The sequence below is a fragment of the Streptomyces sp. RLB3-17 genome, from assembly GCF_007113425.2.
Taxonomy (GTDB): Bacteria; Actinomycetota; Actinomycetes; order Streptomycetales; family Streptomycetaceae; genus Streptomyces; species Streptomyces mirabilis_D.
The window spans coordinates 841,554-855,697 of the sequence record NZ_CP041610.2; the positions used below are offsets into that span (position 1 = coordinate 841,554).

Here is a 14,144-nt window from a genome sequence, read left to right on the forward strand (position 1 = left end):
ACGACCGCCCCGGCACGGACGTCCCGGGTGCGGGCCGACATTCCTTCCTTGCGAACCTTCCCTGAGAGAGGCACCCCCATGACCACGTCCGCCAAACCCCTCTCCGTCGCGGTGATCGGCGCCGGTATGGCAGGCCGCAGCCACGCCGCCGGCTACCGCAACGTCAACACGGTCTTCGGCGCCGGTCTGCCGCCGGTCCGGCTGGCCGCGATCGCCGATGCCAACGTCGAACTCGGTGCGGACGCCGCCCGCCGCTACGGCTTCGAGAAGGCACTCCCGAGCTGGGAGGCCGTAGCCGAGGACCCGACGATCGACGCCGTCAGCATCGTCGTCGGCAACGCGCTGCACCGACCGATCGCCGAGGCACTGGTCGCCGCGGGCAAGCACGTGCTGTGCGAGAAGCCGCTTGCCGGTTCGTTGGAAGACGCCCGCGCCATGGCCGAGTTGGAGCGCTCCGCCGATGTCGTGACCGCCGTCGGCTACACCTTCCGCCGCTCCCCCGCCATCGCCGCGATCCGTGAGCACGTCCGGCGTGGCGAGCTGGGTGACCCGACCTTGTTCAGCGGCCGCTACTGGTGCGACTACGCGACCGACCCGAACGGGCCGCTGAGCTGGCGGTTCAAGGGCGGCCTCGGTTCCGGGGCGCTCGGCGACATCGGCTCACACGTCATCGACGCCGCCGAGTACGTCGCGGGGCCCATCGCCTCGGTCTCCGGTGCCTCGCTGTCGACGCAGATCCCCAAGCGGCCCCTGCCGCTGGGCGCGGTCGTGGGGCACAACGCGGCTCCCGTCTCTGACGAGTTCGGTGAGGTCGAGAACGAGGACACCGCGTCCTTCACCGCCCGCTTCGAGTCCGGTCTCGTCGGCACCTTCTCGGTGACACGCACCGGCTTCGGCCTGCCCAACGGACTGTCCTTCGACATCCTGGGGGTCGGTGGCCGGGCCGCGTTCGACCAGCACCGGCCCGCCGAGTACCTCTTCGACGACGCCCAGCCCGAGGCTCGTACCCGAGGCGCGCGTCAGATCATCGCCGGCCCGCAGCTGCCGTACTTCGCGGGCGGGGTCCCGATGGAGGCGCCGGGTGTGGGCGCCAGCAACGCCGACAACTTCACCTACCAGGCCCGGGCCTTCCTCGACCAGGTCGCGGGCGTCGCCGAGCCGCTGCCGGCCTGCGCCACATTCGCCGACGCGCTGCGGACCATGGAGATCATCCGGGCCGTCGTCGAGTCCTCCCTGGGCGGTGGCGCCGCCGTCACGGTTCCGCCCGCCGCCTGACCGCCTGCCCCCACCCGCGTCCAAGGAGCACACACATGGCCCTCAAGCTCGGCGCCTACACCGCCTGTCTGCACGACCGGCCCCTCACCGAGACCCTCGACATCCTCAAGGAGAACGGCCTGACCTCCGTGGAGGTCAACACCGGCGGCTTCATTCCGTCCCCGCACTGCCCGGTCGACCTGCTGCTGTCCTCGGCCACCGCGCGCGAGGAGTATCTGGCGACCTTCGCCGGCCGCGGGATGGAGCTGACCGGCCTCAACTGCAACGGCAATCCGCTCAACCCGCTCCCCGGCGTCGGCCCGAAGCACGCCGACGACCTGCGTCGCACCATCCGCCTCGCCGGCCTGCTCGGGGTGCGGCACGTGGTGACCATGTCCGGCACACCGGGCTCCGACCCCGACGCCACGTACCCGTCCTGGGTCGTCAATCCCTGGGACGGCGTCTACATGGACGTCCTGGACTACCAGTGGGGCGTGGCCGTCGAGTTCTGGAAGGAGATCGACGCGCTGGCCCGGGAGAACGACGTCCGGGTCGCCATCGAGATGCACCCGCACAACCTGGTCTTCTCCCCGGTCACCCTGAAGCGGCTCGTCGACGAGACCGGCGCGACGAACGTGGGCGCGGAGATGGACCCCTCACACCTGATGTGGCAGGGCATGGACGTCGTCGCCTGCATCAAGTGGCTGGGCCCGCTGGTGTTCCACGCCGCGGCCAAGGACGCGACGCTCTGCCCCGGCGCCGACATCCGTGGCGTGCTGGACACCTCGTTCACCCGCGTGCCCGCCGACGCGCCGGGCAAGGTGCCCACCGGCTACGGGTTCTGGTGCAACGCCTGGCCGGAGAACCCCGCGTGGAAGTTCGTGGCGGTCGGCGTCGGACACGACGTGCCCTACTGGACGGAGTTCCTGCGCGCCCTCGCCGAGATCGACCCGGACATGGCCGTGAACATCGAACACGAGGACGCCGCCTACTCCCAGACCGAGGGACTGGCCCTGGCCGCCAAAAACCTACAGAGCGCCGCGACCGCCCTGTAGCTCCCCGCACCGCACAGCCCCGTGCCCACCGACGGGCACGGGGCCACTGACAGACACGGGGCCATCGGCTGCCCCAGGTCACCCGGTCACACGACCGGGAGACAGCCCCGGCCAACCTGTAGCTGGTTGGAAGGGCAACTTGTCACCGTCCGCCGAGCGTCACCTTGGCGGCCTTCGTGTGGCCCAGGTCGACCAGCCGCACGTTTCCGCCCGTGCAACGGCCGCGGGTCGAGCGTTCGTACGTGGATCCGTATCGGTAGGTGCCGTTGCCCTGTGCGTTCGCCGCGGGCTGGGTGAAGTAGGCGACCGACTGCGGCACCTTGGCGCAGGCGACGGCGGGGCCGAAGTACTCGCTGAAGTTGGACGGGACGCCGAGCAGGGTCTGGTTGCGCGGCACCCGGAGACTTCCGATGGCGGTGTCGACGCCAGTCTTCATGTTCCGGATCCACGCGCCCCACCACTGCCCTCCCGCGTCCGCGTTCAGGCGCCACACCCGGAGCCGGTAGTCGGTCTGCCGGTCGATGGCATAAGCGAGCCGGCAGCTGAGTCCCGTTCCCTCGCCGCCGAACGGCCCGCAGCTCCCCCTGCCGGCGTTGGCGTTCCACAGCGAGAAGATCGCCGTCTCACCGGTCGTGTGGTTGAAGCGCGTCCCGTCGGTCTGCAGGCCCATGTACCCGCCGTTGCCCGGTGTGGCCGTGAAGTCCCACATCATGGCCCAGTACGAGTGGTTCGCCTTCTGTGTGATCTGCACCCGCTGGTCGATGTTCCAGAACCCGTTGGCGCCGTGGAAGTTCCATATCGCGTACTCGTTGGCGTCCTGGTGTTGTGCTGCCTGTGCCGGCGCGGTGCTCAGCATGAGCACCGCGCAGACGGCCGCGACGAATCCCAGAACCCCGCGCGCCCGAGAGCGCCGACCCCGTGGGCGTGCCATTCCGTTGTTGATCGTCCCCACCCCCCTGTTCACGCCGACCACCCCCGCGTCGGCGGTCCGGACCCGGCGGTGGTCGTGCGCCACCACGCTAGGCGAACGGGCATAGAAGGCATAAGGGGCGTAAGGGGAATTAAGGGCACGCTGCCCGAGTGCTCCGTCACGCCCCCTCTACGACGTCCACGCGCCGCACCTGCGCGTATTCGTCCACGTCCTTCCCGTGCGGTCGCGTCAGTCCTGCCGCTGGTAGGGAAGCTCTTCGCGTACGTTTCCGGAGTGGTCCCGGGCGACCAGGACGGCCGTGACGGGGCCGCGTTCCGGCAGGTCGGTGAGGTCGGGCCCGGCGATGAGGAACGTCCCTCCGGTGATTCGTGCCGCCAGGTCGGGCATGCCGTCGCGGCGCAGGACGACCGAGGCGATGTGGGCGTCTTCCACCAGGCCCACAACCGCGATGGTGCCACTGGCGCCGTCCGCGAAGTCGTAGTACATCCGGGTGGCCGCGAGGTTCCTGCCGACCACGGCGAAGTCCCGAACCGGGCCCTGTTGAGGAGTGAAGTCGAACACGAACGGGTCCTCGGCACTCGGCCGGTCACCGGTGGTGTGCCAGACGAGCAGCTTGCCGTAGCGGCCGAGCCGGACTCGTTCGTGCGGTGTGAGATCGGCGTGAGCACCGGGTCGCCACTGCTCCGGATCGACGATCGGAGGCGCGTCGGCCGCCGCGAGAACCGCGGTCAGCTCCTCGGTGGCGAGCGCGGAGTCCTCGACGGCCGGCACGGGCCGGTCCACGACGGCGGTCACGCGCGCCGGCAGTGCCGCGACGGGCACGATCTCACCCTTCGGGCTGCCGTTGGTCCGCAGCACGAGGCCGGTGGCGTCGACGAAGAACGCGTTGGGAGCCACGAACACACCGTCGGCGACCAACGTCCATCCCAGCGGGCGCCGGTCCGCGGGCCGTTCCACGACCATGCTGCCGACCTCGGGTGCGGCAACACCCGCGATGGTGCCGAACTCGGTGTGGAACGTCACCGACGCTCCTTCGCCGGCCGACGCGCCGACGGCCGGCCGGGACAACGTGACCCGCTTCGGAGTGAGTTCCGCGAACACCACTCCGTCCGGCGAGCCGAAAGCGATGACCCGGATGCCGTTGCGGCCCGCGGTGAGCAACGGCTGCCAGTCGGCCGGATCGGGATGCGCACGCGTCGCGGCCGCGGCGCAGCGGCGTACGTCCGCCGTGGAGGCCCACCCGGTCCGCAGACGATAGAAGTCCTCCACCTTACGAATGCCGGAGCGTGGTTGGTCACCGGACGCCCCGGGATGCGCGGCGAGGTGCTGCCGCAGGCGCGGCCAACTCGGGAATCCATGCAGGCGGGCGATCACCAACTGCGCGGTGTCGAGGCTGAATTCGACCAGCGGATCCCGACTCTCGGGCGCGTGCCGCGCAACGAGCGCCAAGGCGGTGGGCTTCTGGGAGCGCACGGCCCGCCGCAAGTCCTTCGCCCGCTTCTTGAGCTGTTCCAGACTGGCGCGCTCGGGCAGGGGCACGGTCTTTGGTGTGGTCGGCACGGAGCCTCCTTCGGTGAACCGGTGGTCCGCCGAACCGGCCGAAGGGACGGTAGGCCATCATGACGCGCTCGTGTACACCAGGTGGGCTCTGCCCTTCCCGCGGACCCGGAGGCGCCCCGCGCGCCCGTTCGAGCACTCTACTGCGTCCCTTGCTCCGTCCGTCGACGATGCCACCGTCGAGGTCGCCGCCGAGGTCGGTAGGGTGCGGGCGTGCGCGCACCCGAAGAGCTGAACGAGGTGGACTGGGCGGCCCTTGAGCATGCCTATGGGCCGGCCGGCGACGTTGTCTCTCGGTGGACGGGTTCGCGCGGCGGTCCTGGCCGAACTTCCGCTGCTGATGGGGTGTTTGACCGACCCCGATCCCTTCGTGCGGCAGGCCGCGATCCGGCTGGCGTGCGTCGGGACGCGTCCGGCCGACCCTGCCGTGCTCCGCACGCTCGCGGACCTCTACGAGAGCGATCCGTCCGCCCTGACCCGGGCCGACGCCCTTACCGCCCTCGCCCTGCTCGATCCTGATCCATCGACCGTACGGGCCCGCGAGGCCGCGGCCGTTGACGACCGCGATCGGGAAGTCCGCCTGGCTGCCGCGCTGTCGGGCCTGGACCGGACCGAACCGCCCTACCCCGCAGCCCTGGCGGCGGTCGTCGCGGCTGACGGCGCCGCTCTCCCGGGCTCACACCGTTTCACCGCCCGCCCGAGGCCCTTCCCGTATCCCGGTGCGCCCCACGACCGCGAGAACGAGCTCCTGACCGAGGACCCGGAGGGCGCGCTGAGCGTCGCGCGGGCATGGATCGCGGCCGGTGACACGCATCGATGGGGCTCCCGCCTGGTCGGACAAGTCGATCAGCGGTGGCGGGACCGTGAGGCCCAGTGCGTGGCGGCGCTGGCCGAGGCACTGCCCCTGCACCAGGACGGCGCCGCGCGCTCCTCGATCGTGCGCGCGATCGCAGGCCTGACGCCCCGGGCCGGGGATCCCGGCAGCCACCTCCTCGACCTGCTGCTCGCCGAGGCCGCCGGTGACGAGCAGGACTACGCGGCCGGCTCCCCGTACGCTCCCGGCGTCTCCGGCCGCGAGTCGAGCCGGGGGAAGGGGCACGGGCTCCTGTGGGTCGACGTCGAAGGCGCGGACGACGACCGTGCCGTGGTCCCGCAGAGCGCCGCTGCCACGGTCACCGACGGTCCGGAAATCGTCCGACCCCGCTCCACGGGGCGGGAGCGGACGATCCGGGCAGCCCAACGGGCCCTGGCCCGCGCCGAAGTGGTCGAGTGCGCGCGCCTCGCGCTGGCGGGCTGCGGCGACCTGCGCCTGCTCGAACAGCCCGGCAACCTCAGCGGACCGGTCCTCGCCACGTTCCTGACCCACCACCGCGACGAGGCCCTGCCCCGCCTGCACCCGGTGCTTCCCGAGCTGATCGCTCGCGGCAGTGCGGAGCTCCTCGACGCCCTCGGACCCGACCTGGCCGCCGCCCACCTCCCCCAGCTCAAGCAGGCCCTGCGCGAGCACCCCACCGTCGCGGCCGCCCGTCTGCTGGGGGAACTCGGCCCGTCCGACACCGACGCCGAGACCGCCGACCTGCTGGCCACCCTGGACCCCACCGCGCGGCACGACATCCAAGCGGAGGCCGCCGTTTCCAGGGCCCTGATCACCGGGGATGCCGAACCGGCCGTCGAGACCCTGCGCGGCCTGCTGCGCACGCAGTCCCCGCCCGGCATCCTCCCTGCCGTCGGGCGGCTGGGCCCACTCGGTGCGCCACTCGCGCCGGAGGTCGTCGCGTTGCTCAACGACCCACGGGAGTACGGCCGTTCGCAGGCCGCCGACGTCTACTGGCGCATCACCGGCAACCCTCGGCCCGTGCTCCCCCTCCTTCTCGCTCGGGCCGCGCCCACCACCACTTACGCCCCGAACGACACCGCCTGGTACGACCGCCGTGATGCCCTGTGCGTCCTTGCCGGCATGCGGACAGCCGGCGCCCTCGCGACCACCCCGCCGGAGCTGCGGCCCCTGCTGGAACTCTGTGCCACCTCTCCGCGTCGCGTCGCGTGGAAGGACGACGACGAGCTGCGCCGCCTCGCCCGCACCCTCCTCGACGAGCCGATGCCGTCCTGAAGCAACCCACAACCACAACCCACCACCGCCGCCCGCCGGCTGTCACGCCCGTGCCGGCTTGCGGGCCAGTTCGTAGGCGAAGCCGACCGTCTCGGTGAGGCGGTCGTCGGCCGTGTGGCGGCTGAGTTCGGCGGTGAGGTCGGCGTCGAAGGCGGCGGCGTGGTCCGCGAGCACCGGCGGCGGCAGGAACGATGTCGACCGGATGTGTCCGGCGAGTTCACGGATCGTCCAGTGGTGCTCGACCGAGAACGCGTGGCGTCCGGCGGGCTCGAACCCGGCACGGGACAACACGTCGTGGTCAGGGTCCCGCTGCCTCGGCCGGTCCCAGCCGGGCGGAACGCGTCCGGCCGCGCCGAGGGCGTTCTGCCATGTGCGCAGCACGCCGGCGAGCGCCCGCTGCCAGTCCCGGGAACCCGCCCAGGGCGAGGTCGACCAGCACAGTGCGAGGCAGCCACCGGGCCTGAGCCAGGTGTGGGCGAGTCCGGCGACCGCGGCGCGGCGGAGCCGGTGGAAGGCATTGCCGATGACGATCGACTCGAAGCTGTCCGGCCCGGCGGGCAGATCCTCGGCGCCGACGGTGATCGCGCGCATGTGTGTCGCGCCGACGGCGAGGGCCTTGGCGCGGACCACTTCGGTCATATCGGGTTCGGCGTCCACGCACCACACCTCCGCGAACGAGCCGCGCAGCGGGAAGGCGAGTTGGCCGGTGCCGCATGCCAGGTCGAGCAGCCGCCCACGCCCCGAGGGGGCTGCCCGGCGTACGAGATCGGCGATCATCGCGTCGGGGTAGGGAAGCCGGAACCGGTCGTAGTAGTCGGCCGTGCCGTGGTACAGATCGGGCTCGAACCTCACGTCACCTGCCATGCGAGCACCCGTCAGGTAGTGGCCAGCAACAGATCTTCTCCGCTCGACGGGCGAAGGCCGTCGGTCCGATCGGCGAAGTAGCGTGCGGCGAGGACGGTTCCCGACACGTGGTGGACGTCCTTGAAGCCGGCGTCGCGGGCCAACGCCAGCATCTCCTGCGGGGCGTAGAAGCTGATGAACGGCGTTCCGGCCGCTCGCGCCTGTGGCTCGGTCGCCTCGAGCGCGGGGCGGTCGGCGTCATCGACGAGTGCGGCCGGCAGCATGAAGGTCATGGCGAGCGTCGAGCCGGGGGCGAGCAGGGCGAGCCGCCGCAGGGTCGCCGCGGTGGCGTCTTTCGTGAGGTACATGGTGACGCCGGTGCAGGCGACGACCGTCGGTCGGCCGGGATCGAAGCCGGCGTCGGACAGTTGCTCCCACCAGTCCGCACCCGCCTCGAAGTCAACCGGCACGAGTCGCAGCCAGTCGGGGATCCCGTAGCCGAGTTCGATCAGGCGTCGGCGCTTCCAGGACTGGGTGCCCGGCTGGTCGATCTCGAACACCCTCAGGCGGGCGGCGATCTCGGGCCTGCGCTGGGCGAAGGTGTCAAGACCGGCGCCCAGCACGACGTACTGGGCGACGCCGTGGCCGGCCTGCTCGGCCACCAGGTCCTCGATGAACCGGGCTCGGGCCACGATGGCCGCCCGGAACCCGCTGGTGTCCCGCGGGTCCATGTCCGGGCGGCGCCGCCATCCCTCATCAGGTGCCGCCAGACGCAGCCCGATCTCGTCCTCGATCACGTGGGGCGGCGAGTCGACCCGCACGTGCATCGCCCGCCAGAGGGCGACGCGCACCGCGGTGCTGTCCGGCACCTCGCTCTGCTCGTCCGCCACGATGCCCCTCTCCTTGCGGTCGGTCCCCGAGTCGGCCGTGGACCACCGCGACGTGGGTTCCGGGAGCACCGGGCGGCAGTGTCGCGATCAGTCGGGGCCACGACCATCCCACACGCCGCGGCCTCAGTAGCCGAAGCTCGTCGTGTAGGCGCACTCGGTGTAGATGTAGCCGGACCGCAGCTCGGCCGTGTCCGAGGCGGGGGACTTCCCGGTTCCGCTCCGAGCTTTGTGCACGAAGTACGTGGTGCCCGCGGGCAGTTGGATGGTCCGTTGCGGATAGTTCTTCCCGCTGTCGTTGCACGGTGTGAAGCCTCGCACGAGCGTGCTGGCGAGGGAGTAGGACGTGCATCTCCCGCAGGCCTTGAGAGGGAAGCTTCCCGTCACCGGCCCGGTGTACATCACGGTGATGTCGTCGGGGCTGTCGTTCTTGACGGTGACGGAGATACTGCCGCCGGATGCCGTCGTGGGCAGTCTCTTGCCCGCGGCGGGCACCGTCTGGGCGATTTCCGCCGCGATGGCGATCTTCTGGGCGCGGGCTCGGTTCGTGTGGTGCGGATGGTTCTTGACGAAGTCGTTCATCGTGGTGACGGCCTCGTCGAAGCGCCCGTTCTTGAACTGGTCCACTCCGCAGGCGTACGTACCCGAGTCCGCGGTCCTGTCGGCCCGTTCGGCGTCCTTGCCGAGGTCCGCGGCCACACCCGCCTCTTCTCCCGGCAACGCGCGGACCTGGGTACCCAGGCTGTTGAGGTGCTGGACGGCCGTGCAGGGATCGCCGCCGGCCACCTGTTTCACCGCCTTGTCGACCGCGGTCTTGACCGCCGGCTCCACCTTCGCGGCCGACGCGGATCGCGGGAACGTCGTCAGGAGATCACTGAAGTGCGTGGTCCAGTCCGCCTCGCCACCGCTCAGCGACCGCGACGCGCACTCGTAGAGCGAGGTCGCCAGCCGGTCGTCGGGCCACGTGGACAGTGCTCCGAGGTCCCGCTTGCCCATGGTCCTCGGTACCGTGCGCAGGTACTTCAAGGGCGCTATGGCGTCGCAGTAGTTCTTCTGGTCGAAGGGCGCACCGACTGTGGCGTAGTACGTCTTGAGCCGGTCGGGGACGCGGGCGGCCGCGCGTGAGCCGGGATGGTCGCCGCGCAGGCCCCGATAGACCGTCAGTGCCCGGCGGTAGTCGGCCTCCGCCGTCGCGAACGGCTGCTTGCCGGCGGTCTGGACGAGCTTGTCCGCCCGCTCCAACCGGTCCATGAGCATCGCCTCGGTGGCCTCGTCACGCGCGCCGTCGTAGAGGACGACGCCTCCGGTCGGCACGGCCAGAAGGACGACCCCGAGCGCGATCGCGAGCCAGGCGCGCGGCGGCCACACCAGACGGGTCCGCAGACCCACGACCGCACCGTGAACGGCCGCGAGACCGAGGAAGACCAGGTAGGCGACGACGGCGGCGCCCGGGACGCCGTCCGGGTCCGCGGGAAGGGCCACCAAGAGCAGCAGCGCGGTCGCGACCCAGCACAGCGCCATGAGTCCCCGCCGGCGCACCAGCGCATAACCCAGGCCCAGTCCGCACAGGTTCAGCAGTGCCACCGCGGCCGCTCGCAGCCCGTCAGCCGGAGCGGGCGGCGGTGCGCTCGGCATCGGTGGTACGACGAATCCGGCGCGCGGGCCGTTGTTGTCCCAGGACATGACGGCTCCCCCAGTCAATCACGCCCGAAGTTCTATGACTTGTCAGAGTACGTTCAATCTTTCGGGCGCGACAGAGGGTGCGCCGCGGCAGAGGGTGCGCCGAGACAGTGCGGACCCACGGGAAGCGGAGTGTCGTCGCCGGAGATCACCCGCTCGTCATTACTAACATTTGATTGGCCAGTTCAGACTGATAAACCTATTGTTAGTACTTGTGCAGGTGGATACAGAAGCAGGTACCGATCACACCCACGGACCGCACGACACCGTCCGGCTCGCCTCCGACCTGCGCCTCGCCGTGGGCCGCATGACCAGGCGACTGCGCCAGGCCCACGCCGTGGGGGACGTGTCACTCTCCGGCGTTTCGGTGCTCGCGCGGCTCGCCGCCGACGGCCCCGGCTCCCCGGGATCCCTCGCCGACCTGGAACGCGTACGGCCACAGGCGATGGCCAGCACGCTCGCCGTACTCGAACAGCGCGGGCTCGTCGGTCGTGGCCCCGACGCGGCGGACGGGCGGCGGATCATCGTGGCGATCACCGAGGAGGGACGGGCCATGCTGGCGGAGCGGCGCTCCGAGTCCGTACACCGGCTCTCGGCCGTCCTCGACGAGTTCACCCCGGAGGAGCGCGGGACACTCGCGTCGGCCCTGCCCCTCCTCGACCGACTGGCGGAACGGCTGTGACCGCGCGCACCTCACGCTGGACGCGCCGGAAGGACACCCCCGCGGGCCCCGGCTACAAGTGGGTCGCCCTGTCCAACACCACGCTCGGTGTACTGATCGCCACGATGGACGCCTCCATCGTGATCATCTCGCTGCCCGCGATCTTCCGCGGGATCGGGCTCGACCCGCTCGCGCCCGGCAACATCGGCTATCTGCTCTGGATGATCCTGGGTTATCTCCTGGTGTCGGCCGTACTCGTCGTCGTCCTCGGCCGACTCGGCGACATGTACGGCCGGGTCAAGATCTACAACCTCGGTTTCCTCATCTTCGCCTGTGCCTCCGTCGCGCTGTCCCTCGACCCCTTCCGGGCCGGCGCCGGCGCGATGTGGCTGATTCTCTGGCGCATCGTGCAGGCCTTCGGCGGCTCCATGCTCACCGCCAACTCGGCCGCGATCCTCACCGACGCCTTCCCCACCCGGCAGCGCGGCATGGCCCTCGGCATCAACCAGATCACCGCGCTCGCCGGCCAGTTCCTCGGCCTCCTCGCCGGTGGCCTCCTCGCCGCCGTCGACTGGCGCGCGGTGTTCTGGGTGAGCGTGCCGATCAGCATCACCGGCACCGTCTGGTCGTACCTGAGCCTGCGCGAGACCGCGGCGGGACGCCCCGGCCGCATCGACTGGCTGGGCAACATCACCTTCGCCGCGGGCGCCGGAATCCTGCTGGCCGGCATCACCTACGGCATCCAGCCCTACGGCTCCGACGCCACCGGCTGGGGAAATCCCTGGGTGCTCAGCGGCCTGATCGGCGGCGTCGTACTGCTGCTGCTCTTCTGCTACGTCGAGTCGCGCGTCACCGACCCCATGTTCACCCTGTCGCTGTTCAAGATACGGGCGTTCGCCGCGGGCAACCTGGCGGCGCTGCTGACCGCGATCGCACGCGGCGGGCTGCAGTTCATGCTCATCATCTGGCTGCAGGGCATCTGGCTGCCCCTGCACGGCTACGCGTTCGAGGACACCCCGCTGTGGGCGGGCATCTTCATGCTGCCGCTGACCCTCGGCTTCCTGATCGCGGGTCCGGTGTCGGGTTACCTGTCGGACCGGTTCGGCGCCCGGATGTTCTCCACGACCGGTCTGGTCGTGGTCGCGGTCTCCTTCCTCGGGCTGCTCGCGCTGCCCATCGACTTCGACTACGGACTCTTCGCGGCGCTGCTCCTGCTCAACGGGCTGGGCCAGGGCATGTTCTCCGCGCCGAACACGTCCTCGATCATGGGCAGCGTGCCGCCCGAGTACCGGGGCGTCGCCTCGGGCATGCGCTCCACGTTCCAGAACTCGGGCACGGCTCTGTCCATCGGTGTGTTCTTCTCCCTGATGGTCTCCGGACTGGCCTCATCCCTGCCCGGGGCGCTCAGCAGCGGACTCCAGGCGCACGGCGTACCGGCCGGCACCGCCGAGCATGCCGCGTCGCTGCCGCCGGTGAGCACGTTGTTCGCCACGTTCCTCGGCAACAACCCCATCGAGCACCTGCTCGGATCCGGTGGAACCCTCACCCACCTCAGCGCGGCCCAGCACGCCACCCTGACCGGTCACACCTTCTTCCCGCAGCTGGTCTCCGGTCCGTTCCACCACGGCCTGGCCATCGTCTTCGGCGTCGCCGCGGGCATGGCGCTGGTCTCCGCCCTCGCCTCTGCCCTACGCGGCGGGCCGCGTACCGCTCTGGACAACCCGCCGCGGAGCCGACCGCCCACTGTGGCCGACCCGGCACCGGCGGAACAGCGCCGGAACAACGCACCCTCGTAGGCGCGGGTCGTCGCCCAGGCCGGCGGTGCGACGCCGGTACGGGCGGCGCGAGAACGGCCGTCGACCGCTTCCGGGCGGTCTCAACCGGCGATATCAACGCTGAGTTGGGAGCCCAGTTCCTCGAAACCCAGTACGGCGGCAACACGCCGGGAGGCGGGAGGCCGCGCGCGCCATTGCGGCAGGAGTCCGGCGGCGAGGGCATGCGCGACCGTCGCCGAGCCGGTCACCCGCGCCAGCCCGCGTCCTCGCGCTCCTGGCGCCGTCAGCACGCCGATGTGTGCGGTCCGACTCGGCCAGGCCCGATACCCGGCAGCGGCAACCACCTGACCATGCTCTCGGACCACGAACACGGGCGACGTGATCTCGTCGAGTGCGGCCTCGCCGGCGTCCTCACGGCCGGCCGCCCGCTCCAGGAGCCGCAGTTCCGGGTGACTGGCGGGCAGTTGCTCCACCGTCGACGCACCGGCTTCCACCGGACGGAAAGCCTCCGGGGACACGTACGCCAGCGCTGCCGGCCCCAGCACCCGGGCCACGGGCAGCACCTCCCGGACCGCAACGCCCTCCACGACGTCTTCCACCGACAGGCCCGCCACCGCGTCGCGAACGATCACGGCGGCACGCGCGCTCGGCACGGTCACGATCGCCGATCCGCCCAGGGCGACCACACCGACCCAGCCGACCGGGCACATCCCGGACTCCGGGGAGACCACCACGCTCACACCGCCCGTCGGCGCGAACGACACCGGCACCCGGGCCAGGCCCTCCCACAGCCCACGGGCTCTGACCAGCAGCGGTTCTCTCGACATGGCCCTCATCCTGTCAGCAGGCCCCAGTTCCCACGCTCGTCCGGCCGAAGTCGGTCGACCATGAGGGTCCGGCCCGGGTCGGGTGGGCCAGGGAGCGGTCGTTCGACTAAGGGTGGCTCTTCTTCCGCGGCGACACGAGCGACGCCGCGGCGCCGTCCTTCGACGACGGTCCTGGCGGCCGCTCGACCTTCCGCACGCCTGAAGCATCGAGGACCTCCCGTACGCCACCGCCACCGACGGCGGAGCACCAGCGACCCGTCCCTCCTCGTGCTCAAGGAACCCGACCTGCCGGCGCCCGAACCTCCCCAGGCCACAGGCCCGTTCGACACGAAGAACGACGGCGTCCACCAGAACGCATAGCCCGGGCCCCGTACCGGAGAAGGGGGTCGGGGTCACCAACACCGGGCTCACCGCCGCTCGTTCGGAGGACTTTCCCTGCGTGGTGTCGCCGCTCTGTCTCCGAATCCCCGCGGAATTGTCCGTGATCGGTAACGGACGCATCCCCCGGCGGCCCATCTCCGTCCTCACGGGTGCACGAGATCCACAAGCACGACGAGGAGTGGG

11 protein-coding genes are annotated in these 14,144 nt (G+C 71.0%); 5 read left to right on the forward strand and 6 right to left on the reverse strand.

Annotated features, from left to right (window positions below):
• Nucleotides 1-78 precede the first annotated feature (78 nt).
• On the forward strand, nucleotides 79-1,275 hold the full coding sequence (locus FNV62_RS04080; protein WP_143599946.1) for a Gfo/Idh/MocA family protein: 1,197 nt from the start codon (nucleotides 79-81) through the stop codon (nucleotides 1,273-1,275).
• 35 nt (nucleotides 1,276-1,310) lie between these two features.
• Nucleotides 1,311-2,309, forward strand: a complete 999-nt coding sequence (locus tag FNV62_RS04085; protein WP_143599947.1) for a sugar phosphate isomerase/epimerase family protein — start codon at nucleotides 1,311-1,313, stop codon at nucleotides 2,307-2,309.
• 142 nt (nucleotides 2,310-2,451) lie between these two features.
• Here the strand turns inward: FNV62_RS04085 and FNV62_RS04090 are convergent, their stop codons facing one another.
• Entirely contained in the window at nucleotides 2,452-3,165 is a 714-nt protein-coding gene (locus FNV62_RS04090; RefSeq protein ID WP_164404825.1) for a DUF3472 domain-containing protein, read from the reverse strand.
• 303 nt (nucleotides 3,166-3,468) lie between these two features.
• Nucleotides 3,469-4,800 carry a hypothetical protein gene (locus FNV62_RS04095; RefSeq protein WP_143599949.1) on the reverse strand — a complete coding sequence of 444 codons (1,332 nt, stop codon included), beginning with the start codon at nucleotides 4,798-4,800 and terminating at the stop codon, nucleotides 3,469-3,471.
• Between the two features lie 265 nt (nucleotides 4,801-5,065).
• Here FNV62_RS04095 and FNV62_RS04100 point away from each other — a divergent pair, with 265 nt between their 5' ends.
• Entirely contained in the window at nucleotides 5,066-6,907 is a 1,842-nt protein-coding gene (locus FNV62_RS04100) for a HEAT repeat domain-containing protein (RefSeq protein WP_413083912.1), read from the forward strand.
• A gap of 42 nt (nucleotides 6,908-6,949) precedes the next feature.
• On the opposite strand, the gene FNV62_RS04105 is transcribed toward FNV62_RS04100, so the two are convergent.
• The 3 genes from FNV62_RS04105 to FNV62_RS04115 all read right to left on the reverse strand — a co-directional run bounded on the left by FNV62_RS04105 (nucleotide 6,950) and on the right by FNV62_RS04115 (nucleotide 10,320).
• On the reverse strand, nucleotides 6,950-7,771 hold the full coding sequence (locus FNV62_RS04105; RefSeq protein ID WP_143599951.1) for a class I SAM-dependent methyltransferase: 822 nt from the start codon (nucleotides 7,769-7,771) through the stop codon (nucleotides 6,950-6,952).
• Nucleotides 7,772-7,782: 11 nt separating this feature from the next.
• Nucleotides 7,783-8,640: a class I SAM-dependent methyltransferase gene (locus FNV62_RS04110; RefSeq protein WP_143599952.1), complete on the reverse strand. Its 858-nt coding sequence runs from the start codon at nucleotides 8,638-8,640 to the stop codon at nucleotides 7,783-7,785.
• A 123-nt stretch (nucleotides 8,641-8,763) separates the two neighbouring features.
• Entirely contained in the window at nucleotides 8,764-10,320 is a 1,557-nt protein-coding gene (locus tag FNV62_RS04115) for a hypothetical protein (protein ID WP_225900136.1), read from the reverse strand.
• Between the two features lie 217 nt (nucleotides 10,321-10,537).
• On the opposite strand from FNV62_RS04115, the gene FNV62_RS04120 reads away from it, so the two are divergent.
• Together FNV62_RS04120 and FNV62_RS04125 are read left to right on the forward strand one after the other, a co-directional pair.
• Nucleotides 10,538-10,999: a MarR family winged helix-turn-helix transcriptional regulator gene (locus FNV62_RS04120; protein WP_225900137.1), complete on the forward strand. Its 462-nt coding sequence runs from the start codon at nucleotides 10,538-10,540 to the stop codon at nucleotides 10,997-10,999.
• A gap of 104 nt (nucleotides 11,000-11,103) precedes the next feature.
• Nucleotides 11,104-12,774, forward strand: coding sequence for an MFS transporter (locus tag FNV62_RS04125; RefSeq protein ID WP_143605150.1), 1,671 nt, complete (start codon nucleotides 11,104-11,106; stop codon nucleotides 12,772-12,774).
• 80 nt (nucleotides 12,775-12,854) lie between these two features.
• Here FNV62_RS04125 and FNV62_RS04130 read toward each other — a convergent pair whose 3' ends face one another.
• Nucleotides 12,855-13,580 (reverse strand): GNAT family N-acetyltransferase, encoded by a 726-nt coding sequence (locus FNV62_RS04130; RefSeq protein ID WP_143599954.1) that lies wholly within the window; start codon nucleotides 13,578-13,580, stop codon nucleotides 12,855-12,857.
• Nucleotides 13,581-14,144 lie beyond the last annotated feature (564 nt).